This is a genomic window from Kineococcus sp. GCM10028916 (assembly GCF_042674865.1).
Classification (GTDB): Bacteria; Actinomycetota; Actinomycetes; order Actinomycetales; family Kineococcaceae; genus Kineococcus.
The window spans coordinates 243,666-265,837 of sequence record NZ_JBHTFM010000016.1 but is presented as its reverse complement, the minus strand read 5'-3'; the positions used below and the strand labels follow the sequence as shown (position 1 = coordinate 265,837).

General features: G+C 72.8%; 22 protein-coding genes and 2 tRNA genes. 12 read left to right on the top strand and 12 right to left on the bottom strand.

Annotated elements, in window-relative coordinates:
* Positions 1 to 8: 8 nt before the first annotated feature.
* On the top strand, positions 9 to 788 hold the full coding sequence (gene recO / locus ACFQ46_RS15100) for a DNA repair protein RecO (protein WP_380260205.1): 780 nt from the start codon (positions 9 to 11) through the stop codon (positions 786 to 788).
* Between the two features lie 8 nt (positions 789 to 796).
* Here recO and ACFQ46_RS15095 read toward each other — a convergent pair whose 3' ends face one another.
* Positions 797 to 1,366: a histidine phosphatase family protein gene (locus tag ACFQ46_RS15095; RefSeq protein WP_380260204.1), complete on the bottom strand. Its 570-nt coding sequence runs from the start codon at positions 1,364 to 1,366 to the stop codon at positions 797 to 799.
* A gap of 78 nt (positions 1,367 to 1,444) precedes the next feature.
* On the opposite strand from ACFQ46_RS15095, the gene ACFQ46_RS15090 reads away from it, so the two are divergent.
* Complete coding sequence (locus tag ACFQ46_RS15090; RefSeq protein WP_380260443.1) at positions 1,445 to 2,215, top strand: isoprenyl transferase; 771 nt, start codon at positions 1,445 to 1,447, stop codon at positions 2,213 to 2,215.
* Between the two features lie 104 nt (positions 2,216 to 2,319).
* On the opposite strand, the gene ppc is transcribed toward ACFQ46_RS15090, so the two are convergent.
* From ppc to ACFQ46_RS15075, 3 genes are all read right to left on the bottom strand, one after another.
* Positions 2,320 to 5,154, bottom strand: coding sequence for a phosphoenolpyruvate carboxylase (gene ppc, locus ACFQ46_RS15085; RefSeq protein ID WP_380260203.1), 2,835 nt, complete (start codon positions 5,152 to 5,154; stop codon positions 2,320 to 2,322).
* 170 nt (positions 5,155 to 5,324) lie between these two features.
* Positions 5,325 to 5,603, bottom strand: coding sequence for an HU family DNA-binding protein (locus ACFQ46_RS15080; RefSeq protein ID WP_380260202.1), 279 nt, complete (start codon positions 5,601 to 5,603; stop codon positions 5,325 to 5,327).
* 136 nt (positions 5,604 to 5,739) lie between these two features.
* Positions 5,740 to 6,141, bottom strand: coding sequence for a Fur family transcriptional regulator (locus tag ACFQ46_RS15075; RefSeq protein ID WP_380260201.1), 402 nt, complete (start codon positions 6,139 to 6,141; stop codon positions 5,740 to 5,742).
* A gap of 203 nt (positions 6,142 to 6,344) precedes the next feature.
* On the opposite strand from ACFQ46_RS15075, the gene ACFQ46_RS15070 reads away from it, so the two are divergent.
* Genes ACFQ46_RS15070 through ACFQ46_RS15060 form a run of 3 tightly spaced genes read left to right on the top strand, consistent with a single transcriptional unit; the run spans position 6,345 to position 9,470 of the window.
* Positions 6,345 to 7,733 (top strand): glycine--tRNA ligase, encoded by a 1,389-nt coding sequence (locus tag ACFQ46_RS15070; RefSeq protein WP_328295496.1) that lies wholly within the window; start codon positions 6,345 to 6,347, stop codon positions 7,731 to 7,733.
* 58 nt (positions 7,734 to 7,791) lie between these two features.
* On the top strand, positions 7,792 to 8,241 hold the full coding sequence (locus tag ACFQ46_RS15065; RefSeq protein ID WP_380260200.1) for a MerR family transcriptional regulator: 450 nt from the start codon (positions 7,792 to 7,794) through the stop codon (positions 8,239 to 8,241).
* Complete coding sequence (locus ACFQ46_RS15060) at positions 8,178 to 9,470, top strand: benzoate/H(+) symporter BenE family transporter (RefSeq protein WP_380260199.1); 1,293 nt, start codon at positions 8,178 to 8,180, stop codon at positions 9,468 to 9,470. Before ACFQ46_RS15065 ends, ACFQ46_RS15060 begins: the two co-directional genes overlap by 64 nt.
* Positions 9,471 to 9,493: 23 nt before the next feature.
* Here the strand turns inward: ACFQ46_RS15060 and ACFQ46_RS15055 are convergent, their stop codons facing one another.
* Together ACFQ46_RS15055 and ACFQ46_RS15050 are read right to left on the bottom strand one after the other, a co-directional pair.
* A complete protein-coding gene (locus ACFQ46_RS15055; RefSeq protein WP_380260198.1) occupies positions 9,494 to 10,438 on the bottom strand; it encodes a hypothetical protein in 945 nt (314 codons plus the stop codon).
* A 214-nt stretch (positions 10,439 to 10,652) separates the two neighbouring features.
* On the bottom strand, positions 10,653 to 11,636 hold the full coding sequence (locus tag ACFQ46_RS15050) for a LacI family DNA-binding transcriptional regulator (RefSeq protein WP_380260197.1): 984 nt from the start codon (positions 11,634 to 11,636) through the stop codon (positions 10,653 to 10,655).
* Between the two features lie 155 nt (positions 11,637 to 11,791).
* Between ACFQ46_RS15050 and ACFQ46_RS15045 the strand changes: the two genes are divergently transcribed.
* The 3 genes from ACFQ46_RS15045 to ACFQ46_RS15035 are packed head-to-tail and all read left to right on the top strand — an operon-like array spanning position 11,792 to position 14,630.
* Positions 11,792 to 12,211, top strand: coding sequence for a universal stress protein (locus ACFQ46_RS15045; RefSeq protein ID WP_380260196.1), 420 nt, complete (start codon positions 11,792 to 11,794; stop codon positions 12,209 to 12,211).
* Positions 12,208 to 13,374: a tRNA dihydrouridine synthase DusB gene (dusB, locus tag ACFQ46_RS15040; protein ID WP_380260195.1), complete on the top strand. Its 1,167-nt coding sequence runs from the start codon at positions 12,208 to 12,210 to the stop codon at positions 13,372 to 13,374. Before ACFQ46_RS15045 ends, dusB begins: the two co-directional genes overlap by 4 nt.
* Entirely contained in the window at positions 13,371 to 14,630 is a 1,260-nt protein-coding gene (locus ACFQ46_RS15035) for a deoxyguanosinetriphosphate triphosphohydrolase (RefSeq protein ID WP_380260194.1), read from the top strand. Before dusB ends, ACFQ46_RS15035 begins: the two co-directional genes overlap by 4 nt.
* Here ACFQ46_RS15035 and ACFQ46_RS15030 read toward each other — a convergent pair.
* The 4 genes from ACFQ46_RS15030 to ACFQ46_RS15015 all read right to left on the bottom strand — a co-directional run bounded on the left by ACFQ46_RS15030 (position 14,620) and on the right by ACFQ46_RS15015 (position 17,849).
* Complete coding sequence (locus ACFQ46_RS15030) at positions 14,620 to 15,282, bottom strand: septum formation family protein (protein ID WP_380260193.1); 663 nt, start codon at positions 15,280 to 15,282, stop codon at positions 14,620 to 14,622. The two genes, ACFQ46_RS15035 and ACFQ46_RS15030, sit on opposite strands and share 11 nt — an antisense overlap.
* A 64-nt stretch (positions 15,283 to 15,346) precedes the next feature.
* Positions 15,347 to 15,856: a hypothetical protein gene (locus tag ACFQ46_RS15025; RefSeq protein ID WP_380260192.1), complete on the bottom strand. Its 510-nt coding sequence runs from the start codon at positions 15,854 to 15,856 to the stop codon at positions 15,347 to 15,349.
* A 65-nt stretch (positions 15,857 to 15,921) separates the two neighbouring features.
* Positions 15,922 to 16,524, bottom strand: coding sequence for a CoA-binding protein (locus tag ACFQ46_RS15020; protein ID WP_380260191.1), 603 nt, complete (start codon positions 16,522 to 16,524; stop codon positions 15,922 to 15,924).
* Complete coding sequence (locus tag ACFQ46_RS15015; protein ID WP_380260190.1) at positions 16,521 to 17,849, bottom strand: O-acetylhomoserine aminocarboxypropyltransferase/cysteine synthase family protein; 1,329 nt, start codon at positions 17,847 to 17,849, stop codon at positions 16,521 to 16,523. Before ACFQ46_RS15015 ends, ACFQ46_RS15020 begins: the two co-directional genes overlap by 4 nt.
* A 53-nt stretch (positions 17,850 to 17,902) precedes the next feature.
* Between ACFQ46_RS15015 and dnaG the strand changes: the two genes are divergently transcribed.
* The 4 genes from dnaG (at position 17,903) to ACFQ46_RS14995 (ending at position 21,388) form a co-directional block, all read left to right on the top strand.
* Positions 17,903 to 19,780: a DNA primase gene (gene dnaG / locus ACFQ46_RS15010; RefSeq protein WP_380260189.1), complete on the top strand. Its 1,878-nt coding sequence runs from the start codon at positions 17,903 to 17,905 to the stop codon at positions 19,778 to 19,780.
* An 85-nt stretch (positions 19,781 to 19,865) separates the two neighbouring features.
* Positions 19,866 to 19,938: transfer RNA gene (locus tag ACFQ46_RS15005), tRNA-Asn, on the top strand.
* Between the two features lie 144 nt (positions 19,939 to 20,082).
* On the top strand, positions 20,083 to 21,225 hold the full coding sequence (locus ACFQ46_RS15000) for an XdhC family protein (protein WP_380260188.1): 1,143 nt from the start codon (positions 20,083 to 20,085) through the stop codon (positions 21,223 to 21,225).
* Positions 21,226 to 21,314: 89 nt separating this feature from the next.
* Positions 21,315 to 21,388 (top strand) — tRNA-Ile (locus tag ACFQ46_RS14995).
* A gap of 42 nt (positions 21,389 to 21,430) precedes the next feature.
* Here ACFQ46_RS14995 and ACFQ46_RS14990 read toward each other — a convergent pair.
* Both ACFQ46_RS14990 and ACFQ46_RS14985 read right to left on the bottom strand, forming a co-directional pair.
* Entirely contained in the window at positions 21,431 to 21,658 is a 228-nt protein-coding gene (locus tag ACFQ46_RS14990) for a hypothetical protein (RefSeq protein WP_380260187.1), read from the bottom strand.
* 197 nt (positions 21,659 to 21,855) lie between these two features.
* Positions 21,856 to 22,116, bottom strand: coding sequence for a thioredoxin family protein (locus tag ACFQ46_RS14985; RefSeq protein WP_380260186.1), 261 nt, complete (start codon positions 22,114 to 22,116; stop codon positions 21,856 to 21,858).
* Positions 22,117 to 22,172 lie beyond the last annotated feature (56 nt).

The following is a 22,172-nucleotide window of genomic DNA, read 5'->3' as shown; positions in this document are numbered from 1 at the left end:
GTGGGGGTGTGGCGGGGGCGCGGGGATCGAGCATCGGCGGGGCGAAGACCTACCGCGACGAGGCCGTCGTCCTGCGCTCCACCAAGCTCGGTGAGGCCGACAAGATCCTCTCGCTGCTGACCCGCCACCACGGCCGGGTGCGGGCCGTCGCCAAGGGGGTGCGGCGCACGTCGTCGAAGTTCGGCGCGCGCCTGGAACCCTTCACCTGCATCGACGTCCAGCTCCACCACGGCCGCACCCTCGACACCGTCACCCAGGTCGACGTCCTGGCCCCCTACGGGCAGAACCTCGCCACCGACTACGGCCTCTACACCGTCGGCTCGGCGATGCTGGAGACCGCCGAGCGGTTCACCGAGGTAGAACGGGAGGTCGCGACCCAGCAGTACCTGCTGCTCGTCGGTGCGCTGCGTTCGCTCTCCCGCCGCGAGCACGACTCCTCGCTCGTCCTCGACGCGTTCCTGCTGCGCTCGCTGGCCATCGCCGGCTACGCCGCGAGCTTCACCGACTGCGCGAGGTGCGGAGCGCCCGGCCCGCACGCGGCGTTCAACATCTCCGCCGGCGGGGCCGTCTGCTCCTCCTGCCGCCCGCCGGGTTCCGCCGCGCCCGACCCGCGGACCCTCACGCTCCTCGCGGCGCTGCTCAGCGGGGAGTGGGAGATCGCCGACGCCGTGGAGGAGCGCTGCCGCCGCGAGGGCAGCGGTCTCGTGGCGGCCTTCCTGCAGTGGCACCTGGAGCGCGGGATCCGCTCGCTGCGCCACGTCGAACGGGAACCGCTCGTCCCGCGGTGAGGGGCAGGTCAGGCGTTCTGCGGTTCCCGGGCCAGCTGCCAGTCCTCGCCGGCCCCTTCCAGCAGCACCGCGGAGGCGTTCGCGAGCCGCGTCAGCTCCACACCGGTCAACCCGTCGACGGTGGCGCGGATGAAGGTGCCGTGGGCCACGACCAGCAGCGCCGCGTCGCCGTGCTCGGCGCGGATCCGGCGCACGGCCCCCGCGCCGCGGTCCACGATCTCGGGCCAGGACTCCCCACCGGGACGTTCGCCGTTCGGGAACCGCGCGGTGAGTTCCTCGCGGTTGCCGCCCTCGGCCTCGCCGAAGTTGCGCTCCACCAGGTCGTCGTGGGCGGGCAGCAGTTCCAGGCCGAGGTGGTCGGCGATGATCTGGGCGGTCTCGCGGGCCCGGGAGAGCGGTGAGGAGGTGATGGCGCTCCAGCCCTGACCGGCCAGGGTCCCGGCGAGCGCACGGGCCTGGGCGCGGCCGGTGTCGTTCAGCGGGATGTCGGTGCGTCCCTGCAGTCGACCGTCCCGGTTCCAGTCGGTCTCCCCGTGCCGGACGAGTGCGGTGCGGGGAGGAACGGTGGGGGAAGGCACGTCCCCATGGTCTCACCTGGCACCCTGGGGACCGTGCCAGGACGTCGACGCTCAGCCCCGCCTCCCGTGACCCGTGAGGTGGTCGCGCCCCCGCCCCACCCCTCCGGCGCGCGGCCGCCGCAGCTGCCCGCCGACCTCGTCCCGAAGCACGTCGCGATCGTCATGGACGGCAACGGCCGCTGGGCGAACACCCGGGGTCTGTCCCGCGTCGAGGGCCACAAGATGGGCGAGGCGTCCCTGCTCGACGTCGTCGCCGGGGCCATCGAGGTGGGGGTGACCCACGTGTCGGCCTACGCGTTCTCGACCGAGAACTGGAAGCGCAGTCCCGACGAGGTGAAGTTCCTCATGGGGTTCAACCGCGACGTCATCCGTCGCCGGCGCGACGTCATGAACTCCTGGGGGGTGCGGGTGCGCTGGGCGGGGCGTCGTCCCCGCCTGTGGCGCAGCGTGATCACCGAGCTCGAGACCGCCCAGGAGATGACCCGGGACAACACCGTCTGCACGTTGACGATGTGCGTGAACTACGGCGGCCGGGCGGAGATCGTCGACGCGACCCGGGCCATCGCCCAGGAGGTCGCGGCGGGGAGGCTGAACCCGGACCGGATCGACGAGAAGACGATCGCCCGCTACCTCGACGAACCGGACATGCCCGACGTGGACCTGTTCTGGCGTTCCTCCGGGGAGCAGCGGACCTCGGGGTTCCTGCCGTGGCAGTCCACCTACGCCGAGATGGTGTTCTCCGACGTGCTCTGGCCCGACGTGGACCGGCGGTCGTTGTGGGCGGCCATCGAGACCTACGCCGAACGGGACCGGCGCTACGGCGCGGCCCGGGACACGCCCACCGCCTGAGCGCCGGTCGCGGCCGGGGCGGGTGGGTGGACCGTTGACGCATCGGGACGAACCTATTGGCCCGATGCGTCAACGGTCCCGACTCGCGGACCGCCCGGATCCGGTCAGCCGGTGTTGCGCATCCCCGCGGCGATGCCGTTGATGGTCAGCAGCAGGGCGCGGCGCAGGGCGGGGTCGACGTCGTCACCGCCGGCCCGCGAGCGGGCGAGCAGGGACACCTGCAGGGCGTGCAGCGGCGCGAGGTAGGCGTCGCGCAGTTCCAGGGTCCGCTTGAGCACGGGCGCGGACTGCAGGAGTTCGTCCTGCTCGGTCAGCAGCAGGATCTCCTCCAGCGTCGTCGCGTGCTCGGCGCGGATCACGTCGAACGTCGCGCGCTGGTCGGGCGAGACGAGCTCGTCGACGTAGTGCCGGGCGATGCCGAGGTCGGTCTTCGCCAGGGTCATCTGCACGTTGGAGATGAAGCTGCGGAAGAAGCTCCAGTCGGCCGCCATGGCCTTGAGGTCGTCGCTGCGCCCGGCCTCACGGGCCGCCTTCAGACCCGAACCCACCCCGAACCAGCCGGGCACGTTGATGCGGGTCTGGGTCCAGCCGAACACCCACGGGATCGCGCGCAGGTCCTCGAGCCCACCCGTCCCGCCGGGGCGCCGGGAGGGACGCGAACCCATGTTGAGGTTCCCGAGCTCCTCGACCGGGGTGGCGGTGAGGAAGAACGGCACGAGACCGGGGTCGCCGATGAGGCGGCGGTAGGCCTCCTGGCCCTTCGCGGCGACGATGCCCATCGTCACGTCCCAGTCGTCCAGGACGGTGTCCGGCTGCAACGGCGTGCGGTGCAACGTGGACGCCTCGAGCGCGGCGGACAGCGCGACCTCGAGGTTGTGGCGGGCCAGGCGCGGCTGGACGTACTTGTCGGAGATCACCTCGCCCTGCTCGGTGACCTTGATCGGACCGTCGAGGGTGCCGTACGGCTGGGCCAGGATCGCCTCGCCGGTGGGACCGCCGCCGCGCCCGACCGACCCGCCGCGGCCGTGGAAGAGGCGCAGGGTCACCCCGTAGCGGGCGGCGACGTCGCGCAGCGCGCGCTGGGCGCGGTGGATCTGCCAGCGCGAGGCCGCGATCCCGGCGTCCTTGGAGGAGTCGGAGTAGCCGAGCATGATCTCCTGCACGTTCCCCCGGGCCGCCACGACACGACGGTAGGAGGCGTCGGAGAGCAGACCCTCGAGGAGTTCCTCGGCGTTCTCGAGCTCGGTGACGGTCTCGAAGAGCGGGGCGAACCCGATGCGCGCCACGTCGTTGGCGCCCGGCGTCTCGGCCAGGTCGACGAGGCCGACCTCACGGGCCAGGACGACGACGGCGAAGAGGTCGTCGATGCCCTTGGTCATCGAGACGATGTAGGTCTCGATCGTCTCGTCGCCGTAGCGGTCGAGGGAGTCGCGGATGGTCGAGAACAGCCGCACGACCTTCTCGGGGGTCCCCGTGAGGGTGCGGACCGCGGCGCCGATGAGCGGGCGGTGGCCCGTCATCTCCTTCGAGAGGAGCTTGGTGCGGGCGGTGCGGTCGAGGTCGGCGTAGGGCGTGATGAGTTCACCGAGGCGGTCGTAGATCGCGCCGAGCGCCTCGTGGTGCTTGCCCGCGTCCTCGCGCACGTCCAGGGTCGCCAGGCCGAAGCCCACCGCGCGCGTGACGCGCAGCAGCCGGGCCACGGCGCCGTCGGCGACGAGGTGACCGTCGTTGGCGCGCAACGACTCCGAGATCATCACGATGTCGGCGGTGAACTCGGCCACCGACGCGTAGTCGCGGCCGGGGACGTGGTCGTTGCCGGTGTGCAGCCGCGCCCGGGTCCCCTCGAGGCGGGCCAGGACGTAGGACAGCTTGAAGCGGTAGGGCTCCTCGCCGTTGAGGTGGACGCGGGAGGCGTGCACGTCGGGCAGCGCGGCGGCGTCGGCCTCGAGGGAGGCGAGCAGTTCGTCGGAGAACCCGACGATCTGGGTCGAGGCCGCGAGCTGGGTCATGAGGTCGCGGGTGGCGGCGCTGAGGACGTCCAGGGCCGCGTCGTGCTGCATGCCCAGGACCTCGGCGGTGACCTCCGGGGTCACGTTCGGGTTGCCGTCGCGGTCCCCGCCGACCCAGTTGCCGAAGCGCAGCGGCTGGGCGTCCAGCGGCAGGTCCAGGCCGAGCTCGGCGAGCCCGACCGAGAGGTCCTCGAGCAGGTCCGGCAGGACCGTGGAGGTCAGGTTGCGCAGGTAGTGCAACGCCGAGCGGGCCTCGTCGGCCGGCCGGGGGCGCAGGACGCGCAGCTCGTCCGTCTGCCACAGCTCGTCGACGAGCTCGGCGAGGCGGCGCTGGCCGCGCTGGGCGTCGACGGGGCGCTGCGTCGGGTCCTCGGAGGCCTCGACGATGGTGGTGATCCGCAGCAGCAGGTCCAGCACCGAGCGACGGCTGGACTCGGTGGGGTGCGCGGTGAAGACCGGGCGCAGCTGGAGGCGACCGAGGATCTGCTGGGCGGTGGCCCGGTCGAGGTCACCGGCGGCCAGGGCCTCGCCCAGCCGGGCGAGCGTGGCGTCGAGGCCGCCACCGGACTGCTTGGACAGCTCCAGACCGCGGTGCAGCTGCTCGGAGGCGTTCGCGAGCTGGAAGTAGGCGGTGAAGGCACGGGCCAGGACGATGGCGGTCGCGTCGTCCACCCCGGAGAGCAGCCGGGCCAGCTCCGCGCCGTCGTCGGCCTCGCGGGCCAGGGCGCGCACCTGCTCGACCAGGTCGAGGAGGTCCTGACCCTCGTGCCGGGTGAGCGAGGCACCCAGGAGTTCCCCGAGCCGCCGGACGGAGGCCCGCAGGGCCGCGTGACCCTCGTGGGAGGAGACGCCGTCGACCGTCAGCCCGTCCTGGGACGTGCTCCGTACCTGGTCGTCCACTCCACTGGTCTCGTCGTGCGTGGTGCTCATCGCCTCGCCTCGCCTCCCTGCCGGTGCTCGGGTCGACGCTGACTCCGGGTGCACGTCCTGACTTGCCGTCCGCCGCCCGGAGGGGGCGGCGGGGGCAGTCTTGCGTGTCCGTCGCCAGGGACGAAACCGGGGGAGGCGAGGCGCAGGTGCGTCCTCGGTGCGACGCGACCTCAGCTGCCGTTGGCGGCGGCCTTGAGCTTGGAGCCGGCGGTGAGCTTGGCGCCGAAGGAGGCGGCGATCTCCATGGTCTCGCCGGTGCGCGGGTTGCGGCCCGTGCGGGCGGCGCGTTCCACGCGCTCGACGGTCATCAGGCCCGGGAGCTTGACGGCCTCGCCCTTGCCGACGGCCTCGACGAGGACGTCGCCCAGGGCGTTGAGCATGGTGTCGGTGTCGGACTGCGTCAGGCCCGCGCGCTGGGCGACGGCGGTGACGAGTTCGGAGCGGTTCACGGTCTCTCCCGTTTGTCTCGAAGACGGTGGTCGGCCTGTGACGTTACCGGTCGTCACTGCTCGTGCTCAGCACGCGGCTCCCCGTGGGCCGCGTCGGAGGGGTCCGTGGAGGTCCGCGAAGAGCGTCCCGCGGTGCTCAGACGAGCTCGCTGCACTCCGCGCACACGCCGAACACCTCGACGACGTGCTGGACGGCGGTGAAGCCGTGGTCGGCGCCGACCCGCTTGGCCCAGGCCTCGACCGCGGGTCCCTCGACCTCGACGGTGGCACCGCAGCGACGGCAGACCAGGTGGTGGTGGTGCCCCGTGGAGCAGCGGCGGTAGACCGCCTCGGCGCCGTCGTCGGTGCGCAGCACGTCCACGTCACCGTCCTCGGCGAGGACCTGCAGCGCGCGGTAGACCGTGGCCAGGCCGACGTTCTCCCCCCGGGCCCGCAGCTTGGCGTGCAGGTCCTGGGCGGAGAGGAAGGCGTCGGCCTCGTCGAGGACCGCGGAGACGGCCGAACGCTGCTTCGTGGACCGGCGGGCCGGGATCGACACGACTGGCTCGTCTCCTTCCGTTCGTCCTGCGAGCCGTTCTCGACAGGCGGGTCAGGTCACCCTACGTGCTCGCGTGCGCTGGGCCGAGCGGCGTCGGGCAGCGAGCAGGCGGGATCGCTCAGCGCGTAACCTCTGCGAGGACGCCCGCCCCGCCCGCGGGGTGGCGCTCGACCGCCGACACCCAGCCGGACAGGAGATCCCGCGTGGCCTCGCCCACCCCTCGCCTCGACGCCGTCATCAACCTCGCCAAGCGCCGAGGTTTCGTCTTCCCCTCGGGTGAGATCTACGGCGGTACCCGCTCGGCCTGGGACTACGGCCCCCTCGGGGTCGAGCTGAAGGAGAACATCAAGCGCCAGTGGTGGCGCCAGATGGTCTCCTCCCGCGACGACGTCGTCGGCCTGGACTCCTCCGTGATCCTGCCGCGGCGGGTGTGGGAGGCCTCCGGTCACGTCGAGGTCTTCAGCGACCCGCTGGTGGAGTCGCTGCAGACCCACAAGCGCTACCGGGCCGACCACCTGCTCGAGGCCTACGAGGCCAAGCACGGTCACCCCCCGGTCAACGGTCTCGCCGACGTGCCGGACCCGGAGACGGGCGTGCGCGGGCAGTGGACCGAACCCCGCGACTTCTCCGGCCTCATGAAGACCTACCTCGGTGCGGTCGACAACGAGGAGGGGATGCACTACCTGCGCCCCGAGACCGCCCAGGGCATCTTCGTGAACTTCGCCAACGTCATGGGCTCCGCGCGCAAGAAGCCGCCGTTCGGCATCGGCCAGATCGGCAAGAGCTTCCGCAACGAGATCACCCCCGGCAACTTCATCTTCCGGACGCGTGAGTTCGAGCAGATGGAGATGGAGTTCTTCGTCGAACCCGGCACCGACGAGCAGTGGCACCAGTACTGGCTCGACGAGCGCATGTCCTGGTACACGGGCCTGGGCATCGACGCCGGCAACCTCCGGTTCTTCGAACACCCGCAGGAGAAGCTGTCGCACTACTCCAAGCGGACGGTCGACATCGAGTACCGGTTCGGGTTCCAGGGCTCGGAGTGGGGCGAGCTCGAGGGCGTCGCCAACCGCACCGACTACGACCTGACGACGCACGCCCGGGAGTCCGGCGTCGACCTGTCCTACTTCGACCAGACCAAGGGCGAACGCTGGGTCCCCTACGTCATCGAACCCGCAGCGGGTCTGACCCGTTCGCTCATGGCGTTCCTCGTCGACGCCTACACCGAGGACGAGGCCCCGAACACCAAGGGCGGCGTCGACAAGCGCACCGTGCTCCGCCTGGACCACCGCCTGGCCCCGGTCAAGGCCGCGGTGTTCCCGTTGTCGCGCAACGAGTCCCTCTCCCCGAAGGCGCGTGACCTCGCGGCCGAGCTGCGCCGGAACTGGAACGTCGAGTTCGACGACGCCGGCGCCATCGGCCGTCGTTACCGCCGTCACGACGAGGTCGGCACGCCGTACTGCATCACCGTCGACTTCGACACCCTCGAGGACGAGGCGGTGACCATCCGAGAACGCGACACGATGGCGCAGGAACGCGTCGGGCTGACCCAGGTCACCCAGTGGCTGGGGGCGCGCCTCATCGGCGCCTGAACCACGAGCGGACGGCCGGAACCCCCGAGGGTTCCGGCCGTCCGTCTAGGCTTGCCGCGTGGACTCCAGCTTCGGGATCGGTGAGGTCAGTGAGCTGACGGGGATCGGCGTCGACGCGCTGCGCTTCTACGAACGCGAAGGGCTCCTCGTCGGACCCGTCCGGCGCGACCCGGGTGGTCGACGCCGCTACTCGACGCTCGAGGTCGAGTGGCTGCGGATGTGCGCGCGGCTGCGGGGCACGGGGATGCCCGTGCCCGACGTCCGCCGCTACGCGGAACTCGTCCGGGCCGGCGAGGGCAACGAGGCCGAACGACTCGGCCTGCTCGCCGCCCACCAGCACCGCGTCGAGGAGCAGCTGGCGGAACTCGCCTCCGCCCGCGACGTCATCGCCGCGAAGGTCGACCTCTACGCGGCGCGCCTCGCCGCCGGGACCGTGGGGGAGGCGTGGGTCGGCGACCCCTCCCCGTGCGTCGCCGCGGTCCCCGCGCGGGTCGACGAGGTGGCCTGATCCGCTCCCCGTCCGGCGAACCCCGTCACGAGCTGGCCCGTCCCGAACTCGTCCGTCCCGTCGTCGCGGGTGTCGTCGCCGCGCTGACCGGGTTCGCGAGCTCCTTCGTCCTGGTGCTCGCGGGGCTGACCGCCGCCGGAGCCTCGCCCGCGCAGGCGGCGTCCGGCCTGCTCGCCCTCTGCCTCGCCCAGGGGGTCCTCGCCTGCCTCATGTCCTGGCGCACCGGGCAGCCGCTGTCGTTCGTCTGGTCGACGCCCGGCGCCGCGCTGATCGTCGCCGCGCAGGGACGCACCGGTTCCTTCGCCGCGGCCGTCGGGGCGTTCCTCCTCTGCGCGCTGCTGCTCGTGATCACCGGCGCCTGGCCGTGGCTGGCGAACCTCGTCCGGCGGGTTCCCGCCCCGGTCTCGGGGGCGCTGCTGGCCGGGGTGCTGCTGCCGTTGTGCCTGGCCCCGGTCACCGCGGTGCGCCGCGAACCCGTGGCCGCGCTGGCCGTCGTGGTGGTGTGGCTGGTGCTGCGCCGCTACGCCGCGGCGTGGGCGGTGCCCGCCGCGATGGTCGTCGGACTCCTCGGCACGGCGTGGCTGCTGGAGGGCGGGATCGCGCTCGAGTGGGCGCCGCGGCTGCTGGCGGTCGTCCCCGCGTTCGACCCCTTCGTCATCGTCTCGCTCGGGGTCCCGCTCTACGTCGTGACGATGGCCGGGCAGAACGTCCCGGGTTTCGCGATCCTCGACACCTTGGGCTACCGCGACGTCCCCGTCGCCCGCGTGCTCGTCGGGGCCGGGGTGGGCAGTGCCGTCGCGGCGTTCTTCGGCGGGCACGCGGTGAACCTCTCGGCGCTCGCCGCCGGGATCATCGCCGGGCCGGGCGCGTCGGCGGACCCGCGCCGGCGCTGGGTCGCCGCCGTGGCCGGGGGCGGCGGGTACCTGGTGCTCGGGCTGCTCGCGACCCCGATCGCCGAGTTCGTCGGCAGCGGTGACCCGGTCCTCGTCGAGGCCGTCGCCGGGCTCGCCCTGCTCTCCTCCTTCGCCGGGGGACTGACCTCCGCGCTGAGCGACCCGAGACACCGGGTGACGGCAGGCCTCACGTTCGCCGTCGTCGCCTCGGGAGTGACCTTCGCCGGAGTGGGGTCGGCGTTCTGGGGACTCGCGGCCGGACTCCTCGTCTTCTGGTGGTCGCGGGAGCGCGCCGTCCGAGAGGCGGTTGGGACCGTTGACGCATCAGACCAATAGGTTCAGGCCGATGCGTCAACGGTTCACGACGCGAGGCGCGCAGCCGCCGTGGTGAGCGTCTGGCGCAGCGTGCTCAGGAACCCCTGGGGGTCGGCGAGGAGGTCCGCCGGGGCGACCGAGACCAACAGGAGTCCGGCGGCCGCGTAGCGGCGAGCCTTCGCCTGCGTCCTGCGCAGGGCTCGAGCGCCCAGGTGCCACGTCATCGAGTCGATCTCCAGCACGACCCCGAGTCCGGGCCAGTAGGCGTCGGCTTCGCCGATCCACTCGCCGTCGACCACGACGGCCTGGTTCCACAGCGGCTGCGGGAGCCCCGAGGTCTCGATGAGTCGAAACCCCCGAGCCTCGGCAGCGCTCCGGACACCGGCGCCGAGCTCCAGGAGTGCACCACGCGCGTGACCGCTGCGTTGCGTCGGTCCGGACAACACCGCGCGCTGCAACTGCTTCAGGGTGCAGAGGTCCTCGCGGAGCAGTCGGCTGAGGAGTTCGCGGACGTCGTCGAGGGTCATGTCCTGGCGGCGGCAGGCGTCTCCGCCGGCGCGGGGGATCGTCGTGACCGGTAACCCCTGTCGCACGGTCGTTCCCGGGTTCCGCTCGGAACGCTCGACGACGCAGAACCGGGACGAGGTGCGGTGGTGGTGGTTCGGCACGATCAGCAGGATCTCCGTGCCGACGTCGGTCTCCCGCCCGAGAGCGCCGTGCAGGTCGAGGGCGTGGTGCCCGCTGATGCGTGCCCCTCGTCCGGCGTAGACGAGCGCACCGCGGCGGCGTTCCGCGAGGGTCGCCGTGCCCCGGTGCGCCAGGACCACACCCGGCAGCAGGCGTTGCCATCGGCCCTTCGCACTCGTGTGGTGGGTGATCGTCGACTTCGGCATCCCGAGCGCGACCAGGTCCGCGTGTCTGACGACCTGGTCCGATCGCTGGACGAGGGCATCCACCGCGGCGCGGTCGTAGGGGTTGAGGCGAGGCACGGTCCGGATCCTGCGGTGTCGCGCGGCCTGCGGTGAGCGCGAACTCCTCGGCTGTGGAAGGAGGGGGTGTCGGAGGGCGTGTGGAGACCGCGGCGACGCCCTCGGGGTGGACCGTTGACGCTACGGTCCGAACCTATTGGCCCGATGCGTCAACGGTCCAAACCCTGGACCCGACCCCGCCCGACGCCCGCCCGAAGCCCGTACGCGCCGGCGGTCAGGAGCAGCCGCAGGAGTTCCGGTGCCGGAAGGTGGGGGGGATGCGTTCGCGGCGGGGGGTGTCGGGGGCGGTGCCGGCGAGGCGCTCGAGGATCATGGTGACGGCGCGGGTCGCCATCGCGGGGACGTCCTGGTGGATCGCGGTGAGGCGGGGTTCGACGAGGTCGGCCCACTCGGGGTCGTCGTAGCAGGCGAGGGCGACGTCGTCGGGGACGGACAACCCCAGCGACCGCAGCGCGCGCAGGGTGCCGACGGTCATCGAGTTGTTGCCGACGACGACGGCGCTGGGACGCTCGGCGCCGGCGAACGCCGAGAGCACCGCGGTCTCGGCGAGGGAGGTCTCGCTGCCCCCGTCCAGCACGACGCCGGTCAGTCCGCGTTCGGCGAGGACCCGGGAGAATCCCGCGTGGCGTTCGGAGGTGGAACTCAGCCCGGTCAGCCCCGCGACGAACGCGAGGCGGCGGTGGCCGAGGTCGGCGAGGTGGGAGGTCAGCAGCGCGGTCGCCTCGGTGTTCTCCGGCGCCACCTGGTCCACGTCGGCGTCGGCGAAGCGGTCGAGCAGGACGGTGGGGATGCCGTGCGCGGCGAGGAAGGGGAGGGCCTCGACCTCGGCGTGGACGGAGGGGGCCAGCAGCATCCCGTCGACGCGACGGTCCGCGAGCTCGTGGACGGCCCGCACCTCCTCGACGGGGTCGTCGTGGGTGTCGGCGAGGACGAGGGTGTACCCGGCGGCGCGGGCGGCGCCCTCGATGGAGGTCACGAGGTCCGCGAAGTGCGGGTTGGAGACGAAGCGGCTCGCCAGGCCGAGCGTGGTCGTCGAGGACCGGGCCAGTGAGCGGGCGAGGGTGTTCTGGCGGTACCCGGTGCTGGCGATCGCGGACAGGACCGCTTCCCGCGTGGGTCCGCTGACCGCGCGGGTCCCGTTGAGGACGTGCGAGACGGTCGAGGCGTTCACCCCGGCCAGCCGCGCGACGTCGGCCATGGTCACCACCGCAGGAGCCCCCTCGCTCGTCGAACCCGGCCCGGTGGGCCCTGTCACGGTCTGGCAACAGGACCAGGCAAGCGCTTGCGCAAGCGCTTGCCTGGATCCTACGGTGCCCACGTCGTCGATCCACCCCTGACGCGAAGGAGCGTTCGATGTGCGGTCCGAGGTCCCGGCAGCACCCGTTGATCGTCGTCGGCTACGAACCGGGGGACGAGCACGCCGTCCTCGAGGCCCTCGCCCAGGCCCGCCTGCGCGGCGGGACGATCGCGGTGGTGACCGCGGCGCCGCTGCCGGACGGGCTGCTGCTGCGCCTGCGCAGCGCCCCCGTCGAACTCGACCTGCGCCTGCCCCCGGAGGGGGCCGACGTCGTCGAGGCCGTCCTCGACCTGGCCGAACGCGAACAGGCCGCCCTGCTGGTCGTCGGCCTGGCCCGGCGCGGGGTCGACGACCTCCTGGGCGGTCGCGCACGGCTCGTCGTGCTCGACGCGCCGTGCCCGGTGCTGTCCGTCCCCGAGCCGGACACGAGCGCCGGCTCCCCGGCACCCGCGTGGGCCGTCACAATGGGTGTGTGAGCGCACCTACCCTGACGGCCGTCCAGCCGCTGCGGATCGGACCGCACGTCTCCGCGACGCCGGTCGTCCTCGCACCGATGGCCGGCATCACCAACTCCGCCTACCGGCAGCTCTGCCGCGAGCAGGGTGAGGGCTTCTACGTCAGCGAGATGGTCACCTCGCGCGCCCTCGTCGAACGCAACGCCGAGACGATGCGCCTGGTGACGTTCACCGAGACCGAGACCCCGCGCAGCCTGCAGCTCTACGGGGTCGACCCGACGACGGTCGCCGCGGCGGTCCGGATGGTCGTCGAGGAGGACATCGCCGACCACGTCGACCTCAACTTCGGCTGCCCCGTCCCCAAGGTCACCCGCAAGGGCGGCGGGTCCGCGCTGCCCTGGAAGGCGACCCTGTTCCGCGACATCGTCCGCGGGGCGGTGCGCGAGGCGTCCAAGGGCGGCATCCCGCTGACGGTGAAGATGCGCAAGGGCATCGACGACGACCACCTCACCTACCTCCAGGCCGGCAAGGCCGCCGAGGAGGAGGGGGCCGCCGCCGTCGCGCTGCACGGGCGGACCGCGTCGCAGCACTACTCCGGGCACGCCGACTGGGAGGCCATCGCGCGCCTCAAGGAGACGGTCACCACCATCCCCGTGCTCGGCAACGGCGACATCTGGAGCGCCGAGGACGCGGTGGAGATGATGCGACGCACCGGGTGCGACGGGGTCGTCGTCGGCCGCGGCTGCCTCGGGCGACCGTGGCTGTTCGCCGACCTCGAGGCGGGGTTCGCCGGTCGCGAGGACCGGGTGAGGCCCGGGATGCGCCACGTGGCGAAGGTCCTGCGCCGCCACGCCGATCTGCTCGTCGAGTTCTACGGCGACGAACTGCGCGGCTGCCGCGACATCCGCAAGCACATCTCCTGGTACTTCAAGGGCTACGCCGTGGGCGGCGACATGCGGGCCCGCCTCGGTCTCGTCGACACCCTCGAGGCCCTCGACGAGCTCATCGCCGACCTCGACCTCGACCAGGACTACCCGGGGGCCGCCGCGGAGGGTTCCCGCGGCCGGGCCGGGTCGCCGCAGGCGAGGGTCGCGCTGCCGGAGGGCTGGCTGGAGACCCAGGAGCTCACCGGCGCCGCGGCCGAGATGATCGCCCAGGCCGAGCTCTCGGTGTCCGGCGGATGAGCGCGGGCTACCAGGAGGGCGACCTCGAACGCTGGGCCACGGAACCGCCGAAGACGCACGGTCGCAGCGCCTTCATGCGTGACCGCGCCCGCGTCCTGCACTCCTCCTCGCTGCGCCGGCTCGCCGCCAAGACCCAGGTCGTCGGGCCCGCCACCGACGACTTCGTCCGCAACCGCCTCACGCACTCCCTCGAGGTCGCGCAGGTCGGCCGCGAGCTCGGGGCGGCGCTCGGCTGCGACCCCGACGTCGTCGACACCGCCTGCCTGGCTCACGACCTCGGCCACCCGCCGTTCGGCCACAACGGCGAACGGGCGCTGGCCGACGCGGCTCAGGAGATCGGGGGTTTCGAGGGCAACGCCCAGACGCTGCGGCTGCTGACCCGGCTGGAGTCCAAGACGGTCGCCGCCGACGGTTCGCCCGTCGGCCTGAACCTGACCCGCGCCAGCCTGGACGCCTCGACGAAGTACCCGTGGTTGCACGGGAAGGCGCCGCGCGTGACGTCGAAGTTCGGGGCCTACGTCGACGACGCTGAGGTGTTCGCGTGGTTGCGCGACGGCGCGCCGGAGAACCGGCCGTGCGTCGAGGCCCAGGTCATGGACTTCTCCGACGACGTCGCCTACTCGGTGCACGACGTCGAGGACGCGATCGTCGCGGGCCACGTCCGCCTCGACTGGCTGGACCAGGACGAGATCCGCGCCCGGGTCGCCGCCCAGGTGCGGGACTGGTACCTGCCCGACGCCTCCGACGAGGCCGTCGCCGCTGCGCTGCAACGGCTCTCGACGTCGGGTTTCTGGGCCCGGGAACAACCCGGTGAGGTGTTCGGCGGTCGTCGCCACCTGGCGGCGTTGAAGGACATGACCTCCCAGCTCATCGGCCGGTTCGCCAACGCGGCCGAGCACGCGACCCGGGAACGCCACGGTGACGGTCGCCTCACCCGCTACGCCGCCGACGTCGTCATCCCCGTGGACACGACCCTCGAGGTCGCCGTCCTCAAGGGCGTCGCGGCCACGTTCGTCATGAGCGCGCAGGAACGTCAGCCGTTCTACGCCCGCCAGCGGGAACTGCTGCGCGAGCTCCTCGACGCCCTCGTCCGGCAGGGGCCCGACGTCCTCGAACCGCCGTTCCGCGAGGACCACGCCCTCGCGCCCGACGACGCGGCCCGCCTGCGGGTGGTGATCGACCAGGTCGCCTCGCTCACCGACGTCTCCGCCCTGGCCTGGCACCGCCGGCTCACGCCCCGCGATCTCACGACGTGACGGCGGCGTCCCCGTCCAGGACGGAACCCTGCAGGTCGCCCTCCCAGCCGTGGATGGTGCACTGCAGCAGCCGACTGCCGTCGGCCCAGTTCTGCTCCAACGGGTAGTAGTAGCCGTACTCGAAGTCGTCCGGGTCGAGGCCGGCGTCGTCGACCGCGGTGGAGGCGTCGGACTCGCAGTGGTCCTCGGCGTAGGTCTCGAGCTCGGCCTCGCCGGGGTAGGTCCCGTCGGGCAGGGTGACGACCTCGAGGACCTCGCCGTCGTGGGTGTCGGCGCAGGCGGTGCGCTCGACGGTGCCGTGCAGACCGTCGTCGTCCCCGCTGTCGAAGCAGTCGCCGGCCGTCAGGTCGTCGATCGTCGTCGGGCCCGTGCTCGTCCCGAAGGGGTCGGCGGGGAGGCGGCCGAGGAACGAGACCCCGGTCACCGCGGCACCGACGATCCAGGCGACGGCGATCGACGTGGCGAGCATCTGCAGCCCGCCCAGCACGATCCCGGCGATCGCGAACCCGCGGCCCGCCGTCTGCGCACGACCGGTGCGGTGCAGCCCGATCGCGCCGAGGGCGAAGGCGACCGGGCCGGTGCCCAGGATTCCCGTCACGAGCGCGGCGAGGGAGAACCCGTCGGTGGGTCGTGGCGGCCGGTGCTCGATCACCCGCCCAGGTTACGGCGGGTCACGTCGCGGCGGTCGGCACACTGCGCCCCGTCGTGTCCGGGACTCACTCGAAGGGAGCCGGGGCGGTCGGCCCGACCAGGTCCCCGCCGGTCCAGGACCCCCGCACCGGGGAGTCGTCGGCGGCGACGAGCAGGCAGAACACCCGCTCGTCGTGGAACCGGTGGGGCGGGTAGGCGGAGGCGTAGGTGACGGTGTCCGGCCTGAACTCCCCGACCGCGATGACGGCCGCCACCTCGCGGGCGCAGGAGGAGTTCGCGCCCCAGCGCCGTCGTCCGTCGCGGAGGTCGGCGGTGACCGGGACGACGGCGACGACCTCCGCGTCGTGTCCGCTCGCACAGGAGACCTCGGAGCGTTCCGCGAGACAGGTCCCCACCGTCCACGCGACGGGCGAGGAGAGGCGGACCGACTGCGGCGCAGCCGTGCTGCGCACGTCGGCCGCGCCGCGTGCGAACCCGGCGACGACCACCGCCACACCGATCAGGAGGTGGAGGCCGACGGTGGCGCCGACCCCGACCAGGATCCAGAGGAGCTTCTTCGGGGGTCGTCCGGTCATGGCCGCGACGCCAGGCGCGTCGCGGCCGCCCCGGAGTTCCTCCGCGGTCGAGCTGTGGACGACTCTCAGCGGGCGCGGCGCCGGGCCGAGATGACGCCCGTGTCGAAACCGGCGAGGTGCAGACCGCCGTGGAACCGCGCGTGCTCGATCTTCAGGCAGCGGTTCATCACGACCGTCACCCCGTGCTCGGCGCCGCGCCGGGCGACGGCGTCGTCCGCGAGGCCCAGCTGCATCCACATCACGGGGGAGCCGACCGCGATGACGTCGTCGAGCACAGCCCCGAGTTCGCTCGGGCGGCGGAACACGTCGACGAGGTCGGGAACCCCGGGGAGTTCACGCAACGACGGGTAGCTCGGGCGGCCGAGGATCTCGGTCTCGTTCGGGTTGACGAACCACAGCTCGAAGTCGGAGTCCGCGAGCAGGTAGGTCTCGACGAAGTACGAGGCGCGCGAGGGCTTGTTCGAGGCGCCGAGGATCGCGACGGTCTTCGTGCGGCGCAGGATGCGCAGGCGTTCCCCGGCGCCGGGGGCCGTCCACGACGTCGGGGCGGCGTCCTTGGAGCCGGTCGCGGCGGGAGCCTGCTCCAGGTTCTCCGGGGCGGCGACCGACCCGAGGTCCGCACCCGCGTCCGGGACGGTGCCGGTCGCCCCACTGGTCGAGTCGTTCATCGGTTCCCCTCCACAGCGACGGTGAGCGCCTGGTCCAGGTCCCACAACACGTCCTCGACGTCTTCCAGTCCCACGCTGATCCGGATGAGGTCCTCAGGGACTCCGGCGGCGGTGAGCTGCTCCGCGGAGAGCTGCTGGTGGGTCGTGGAGGCGGGGTGCAGCACGAGGGTGCGGGCGTCGCCGATGTTGGCCAGGTGCGAGCACAGCTGGACGTTGTTGATGAAGCGTTCGCCGGCGGCGCGGCCCCCGACGACGCCGAAGGAGAAGACGGCGCCGGGACCTTCGGGCAGGTACTGCTCGGCCCGGCCGTGGTGCGGGTGGCTGGGCAGACCGGAGTAGCGGACCCAGGAGACGCGGTCGTCGGCTTCGAGCCAGGCGGCGACGGTGCGGGCGTTGGCGACGTGCTCGCGCATCCGCTGCGGCAGGGTCTCCACGCCCATGAGCAGCAGGAACGCGGAGTGCGGCGAGAGGGTCGCGCCGATGTCGCGCAGCTGCTCGCTGCGCAGCTTGGTGAGGAAGCCGTACTCGGCGAAGTTGCCCCACCAGCTGAGGCCGCCGTAGGAGGCGACCGGTTCGGTCATCGCCGGGAACTTCCCGTTGTCCCAGGGGAAGGTGCCGGCGTCGATGACGACACCGCCCAGCGTGGTGCCGTGGCCGCCGAGGAACTTCGTCGCGGAGTGGATGACGATGTCCGCGCCGTGCTCGATGGGCCGGCAGAGGTAGGGGGTCGCGGTGGTCGCGTCGACGATCAGCGGGATGCCGGCCTCGTGGGCGACGTCGGCCAGGGCCCGGACGTCGGCGATCACCGTGGAGGGGTTGGCGACGAGCTCGGTGAAGACGAAGCGGGTCTTCTCGGTGATCGCGGCGCGGACGGTCTCGGGCTCCGGGGCGACGAAGACGGTGTCGACGCCGAAGCGGCGCAGCGTGACGTCGAGCTGGGTGACGGTGCCGCCGTAGAGGTTGTTGGAGGCGACGACGTGGTCGCCCGCACCGGCGAGGGCGGCGAAGGTGAGGAACTCCGCGGCCTGCCCGCTCGCGCAGGCCAGCGCCCCGAGTCCGCCCTCCAGGGAGGCCATGCGCTCCTCGAGGGCGGCGACGGTGGGGTTGGAGATGCGGGAGTAGATGTTGCCGTACTTCTGCAGGGCGAAGAGGTTCGCGGCGTCGGCGGCGTCCTCGAAGACGAAGCTCGTCGTCTGGAAGATCGGCACGGCGCGTGCGCCCGTCGTCGGCTCGGGGACCGCCCCGGCGTGCACGGCCCGGGTCCGGAAGCCCCAGGCCCGGTCGTCGCTGCCCGCGGCGCTGCTGCTCGTCCGTTCGCTGCTCACAGGGGCGATCCTGCCACCCGGTCGGTGGCGCCCCGGCGCCTACACTCCACTCCGTGGCCGGGCGCATCCATCCAGACGATCTGCAGACGGTCAAGGATCGCGTGCGCCTCGATGAGGTCGTGGGCGAGCAGGTCTCCCTGCGGACGGGGGGTGTCGGCTCCTTCAAGGGCCTCTGCCCCTTCCACGACGAGCGGACCCCCAGCTTCACCGTGCGTCCTGCGACGGGGCGCTGGCGCTGCTTCGGCTGCGGGGAGTCCGGCGACGCGATCGAGTTCGTCATGCGCATCGACGGTCTCGGCTTCGCCGACGCCGTGGAGCGCCTCGCCCAGCGCGCCGGGATCCAGCTGCGCTACGTCGACGACGGTGGTCGCAGCGCCCAGCGCCCCGCCTCCAACGCGGGCCAGCGCCAGCGCTTGCTCGAGATGCACACCCTCGCCGAGGAGTTCTACGCCCAGCAGCTCGAGGGGGTCGGCCCGGCGGAGACGGCGCGGGGTTTCCTCGCCGAACGCGGGTTCAGTCGAGAGGACGCCGCCCGGTTCGGGGTCGGGTTCGCCCCCAACACCGGTGACGCGCTGCTGCGTCAGCTGCGCGCCAAGGGGTTCGGCGAGGAGGAGCTCGTCACCTCCGGGTTGGCCGGGCAGAGCCAGCGGGGCCTCTACGACCGCTTCCGCGGGCGGCTGGTGTGGCCGATCCGCGACGTCAGCGGGCACACCGTCGCGTTCGGGGCCCGCCGGCTCTTCGACGACGACCGCATCGAGTCGAAGTACCTGAACTCCCCGGAGACCCCCATCTACAAGAAGTCGCAGGCGCTCTACGGCCTCGACCTCGCCAAGCGGGAGATCTCGCGCACCAAGCGCGTCGTCGTGGTCGAGGGCTACACCGACGTCATGGCCTGCCACCTCTCCGGGGTCGGGCAGGCCGTCGCGACCTGCGGCACGGCGTTCGGCGAGGACCACGCCCGGATCGTGCAGCGGATGCTGGGGGAGAGCGACGGTTCCGCCGAGGTCGTCTTCACCTTCGACGGCGACGCCGCCGGGCAGAAGGCGGCGCTGAAGGCCTACGAGCTCGACCAGCGCTTCAGCGCCCAGACCTACGTCGCCGTCGCCCCGCAGGGTCAGGACCCGTGCGACCTGCGGTTGTCCGCCGGGGAAGCCGCTGTGGCGCAACTGGTCGACGGCCGGGTACCGCTGTTCGAGTTCGCGATCCGCTCCACCATCGAACGGTTCGACCTGAACTCCGACGCCGGCCGCCTCGCCGCGCTCGACGCCGCCGCGCCCATCGTCGCCGCCATCCGCGACCGCGGGCTGCAGCAGCGCTACGCCATCAACCTGGACCGCTGGACGGGGTTCCTCGACGAGCGCTTCGTCCTCGACCGGGTCCGTCGCCACTCCGGGAGCGGGGCACCGCAGCAGCAGGGGCGCCCGCAGCAGCCGCCCGCCCGGCAGCCGGTCCGCTCGATCGCCTCCAACGACCCCGTGGCCCAGCTCGAGCGGCAGGTGCTGGCCTGCGTCCTGCAGGCGCCGTGGGCCGTCGCCGAGGTCTTCGACTCCCTCGAGTCCGACGCGTTCGCCGCGCCCGGCCACCGGGCCGTCCACGACGCCGTCACCGCCGCCGGTGGCCCCGGGGAGGCTCCGCAGGGACCGGCCTGGCTGGCCGGCGTCCTCGACTACGCCGACGGCCCCGTCGCCGCCCTCGTCGACGAGCTCGCGGCCACCGACCTGCCCGTCTCCAGCGAGGAGCAGCTGGAGAGCTGGGGACGTCAGCTCGTGGCCGCCCTCGCCGGGCAGTCCGCGACCCGCGCCGTGGCCGAGGCCCGCCGCACGCTGCAGCGCCTCGACCCCGCGAGCGCGGAGTACGGGGAGGCTTCGGCCGAGCTGTTCCGCCTCGAAGCCGCCCGCCGGACCTGGCAGGAGCGCGCCCAGGGCGCGTGATCCCGTGCCGTGCACGGAGCGGTCCGTGGGGCTGGTACGGTTGGACAGTCGTGACCGGGGGTTACCTCCTGGTCGTGAGAAGTGGTCCCGCATAGCTCAATTGGCAGAGCAGCCGGCTGTTAACCGGCAGGTTGTTGGTTCGAGTCCAACTGCGGGAGCTTCCACGGAGGGGCGGGCCGAGAGGCCCGCCCCTCCGTCGTTCCGGGTGCGGCCAGCGGTCGGCGGCGCGTGCTCCCACCACGCGGACCTCGTCGTGCACGACGTCCGGGCCGGTGACGGGGGTGCGTGCGCGACCATGGGGTGTGCGTGACGTCCTGGACCAGGTGGACCGGTGGCTCTCGGCGGGTCGCCGGGTGGCCGTCGCGACCGTCGTGCGCACCTGGCGCTCGGCTCCCCGACAACCCGGCGCGTCGCTCGCCGTCGACGACCACGGTGAGGTCGTCGGGAGCGTGTCCGGGGGGTGCGTCGAGGGGGCCGTCTACGACCTCGCCCGCCAGGTCGTCGCGGACGGGCGGCCCGTCCTCGCGCGCTACGGGGTCAGCGACGACGACGCCTTCGCCGTCGGGCTGACCTGCGGGGGCGAGCTGGAGGTCTTCGTCACCCTCGTCGACGACGTCGACCTCGTCCGCGCGCTGTCGAGAGCCGTCGCGGAGCGTTCGGCGGTGGCGCTGGCGACCGTCGTCGGACCGGGCGCGGCGCAGGGCCGGCGGATGCTCGTGGACCCGCTGGGCCGTACCGGGTCGCTCGGCTCGCAACGCCTCGACGACGCCGTCACCGACGACGCCCGCGGACTGCTCGACGCCGGCGTCAGCGGTGTGCTGCACGTCGGTCCGGACGGAGAACGCCGCCCCGACGACCTCGAGGTGTTCGTCGAGTCGTTCGCGCCGCCGGCCCGCATGATCGTCTTCGGGGCCATCGACTTCGCCGCGGCGCTCGCCCGCGTCGGGAGCTTCCTCGGGTTCCACGTCACGGTGTGCGACGCGCGGCCCGTCTTCGCCACCGCGCGGCGGTTCCCGATGGCCGACGAGGTCGTCGTCGACTGGCCGCACCGCTACCTGTCCCGGACCGCCGTCGACGACCGGACGGTGCTCTGCGTGCTGACCCACGACCCGAAGTTCGACGTGCCGCTGCTCGAACTCGCCCTGCGCGGCCCCGCCGCCTACGTCGGGGCGATGGGGTCCCGTCGGACCCACGAGGACCGCGTCGAGCGACTGCTCGACGCAGGGGTGTCGCAGGCGCAGCTGTCCCGGCTGCACTCACCGATCGGGCTCGACCTCGGTGCCCGGACCCCCGAGGAGACGGCGATCTCGATCGCCGCCGAGATCACCGCCGCGCGGTGGGGTGGGACGGGGAAACCGTTGCGGGACATCGCCGGACGGATCCACCACGACCGCCTGGCGACCGTCGTCGCGGCCGAGGGGTTCGAGGACGTCCCGCCCTCCTGAACCGACCTGGGGCCCCGGGGGCGTGGGGGCCGGTCGGGTAGAGTCCGGCGGAGCGTTCGCTCGCCGGCACCGTCGCGCGGGGGTCGCGAGGGGCGGTAGCTCAGTTGGTCAGAGCAGGGAACTCATAATTCCTCGGTCGTGGGTTCGAGCCCCACCCGCCCTACCGCGGGGAACGGAGTTCCTCCGTGCCGCCGTCCTCAGGTCCTCAGTGCGACACCGTGCCGCGCAACAGGTGCAGCACGCGACCACGGGGGGTGCGCGTCGAGGCGCGGGGACGACCGGACGGGGTGTGCGGGAAACCCGTGCCGTTCACGACGATCGGCCAACCCGCCGGGGCGGGCGGCCAACCGGGGTCCGGTTTCCAGCCCGCGGGTGGCAGCCAGCCCGCGGGGGCGGACGGCCAGCCCGGGGCCGGGTTGAAACGCGCAGCCATCGTGGTGCGGTACCTCTCGTCGAAGGGGGCAGGGGGCGCTGACCAGGGAGGTTTCGAATCGTGGGGTGCGGTGCGAGAGGCAGTCGGTGATGACTAGAAGATCGGGGCGCGACGGCGGTGACGACAGCGGCTGATCGGGTGAAACCCGGCCCACGACCCGTCCGCAGTCACGGCGCCGTGATCGCCGGTGGCGACGCTCAGACGGCGCGACCCATCGCCGCCAGCAGTTGCGGCAGCGTCGGGGCGCCCGCGGCGCGGAAGACCTCGCTCCCGTCGTCGTCGCGCACCACGATCGTCGGGGTGCTCGACACGTCCGCGGCCTCGGCCCGGGCGGTGTCGTCGGCGACGTCGACCTCGTCGAACCGCGCCTGCGGGACGAGGCGGGCCGCCTGGCCGAGGACGGAACGGGCCGTGCGGCACGGACCGCAGAACGCGGACGAGAAGAGTTCGACGATCACGACGGGAACAACGTCGAGGAGGCCGACAGCCTTCCGCCGGTCTGGATCGCGCAGTC

Coding starts and splice junctions, on each gene's coding strand:
- ppc (WP_380260203.1), bottom strand. CDS start 5,154: ATGAGCACCACGCACGACGAGACCAGTGGAGTGGACGACCAGGTACGG.
- ACFQ46_RS15050 (WP_380260197.1), bottom strand. CDS start 11,636: ATGGCCGACGTCGCGCGGCTGGCCGGGGTGAACGCCTCGACCGTCTCG.
- ACFQ46_RS15045 (WP_380260196.1), top strand. CDS start 11,792: ATGTGCGGTCCGAGGTCCCGGCAGCACCCGTTGATCGTCGTCGGCTAC.
- ACFQ46_RS15035 (WP_380260194.1), top strand. CDS start 13,371: ATGAGCGCGGGCTACCAGGAGGGCGACCTCGAACGCTGGGCCACGGAA.
- ACFQ46_RS15025 (WP_380260192.1), bottom strand. CDS start 15,856: ATGACCGGACGACCCCCGAAGAAGCTCCTCTGGATCCTGGTCGGGGTC.
- ACFQ46_RS15020 (WP_380260191.1), bottom strand. CDS start 16,524: ATGAACGACTCGACCAGTGGGGCGACCGGCACCGTCCCGGACGCGGGT.
- ACFQ46_RS14990 (WP_380260187.1), bottom strand. CDS start 21,658: ATGGCTGCGCGTTTCAACCCGGCCCCGGGCTGGCCGTCCGCCCCCGCG.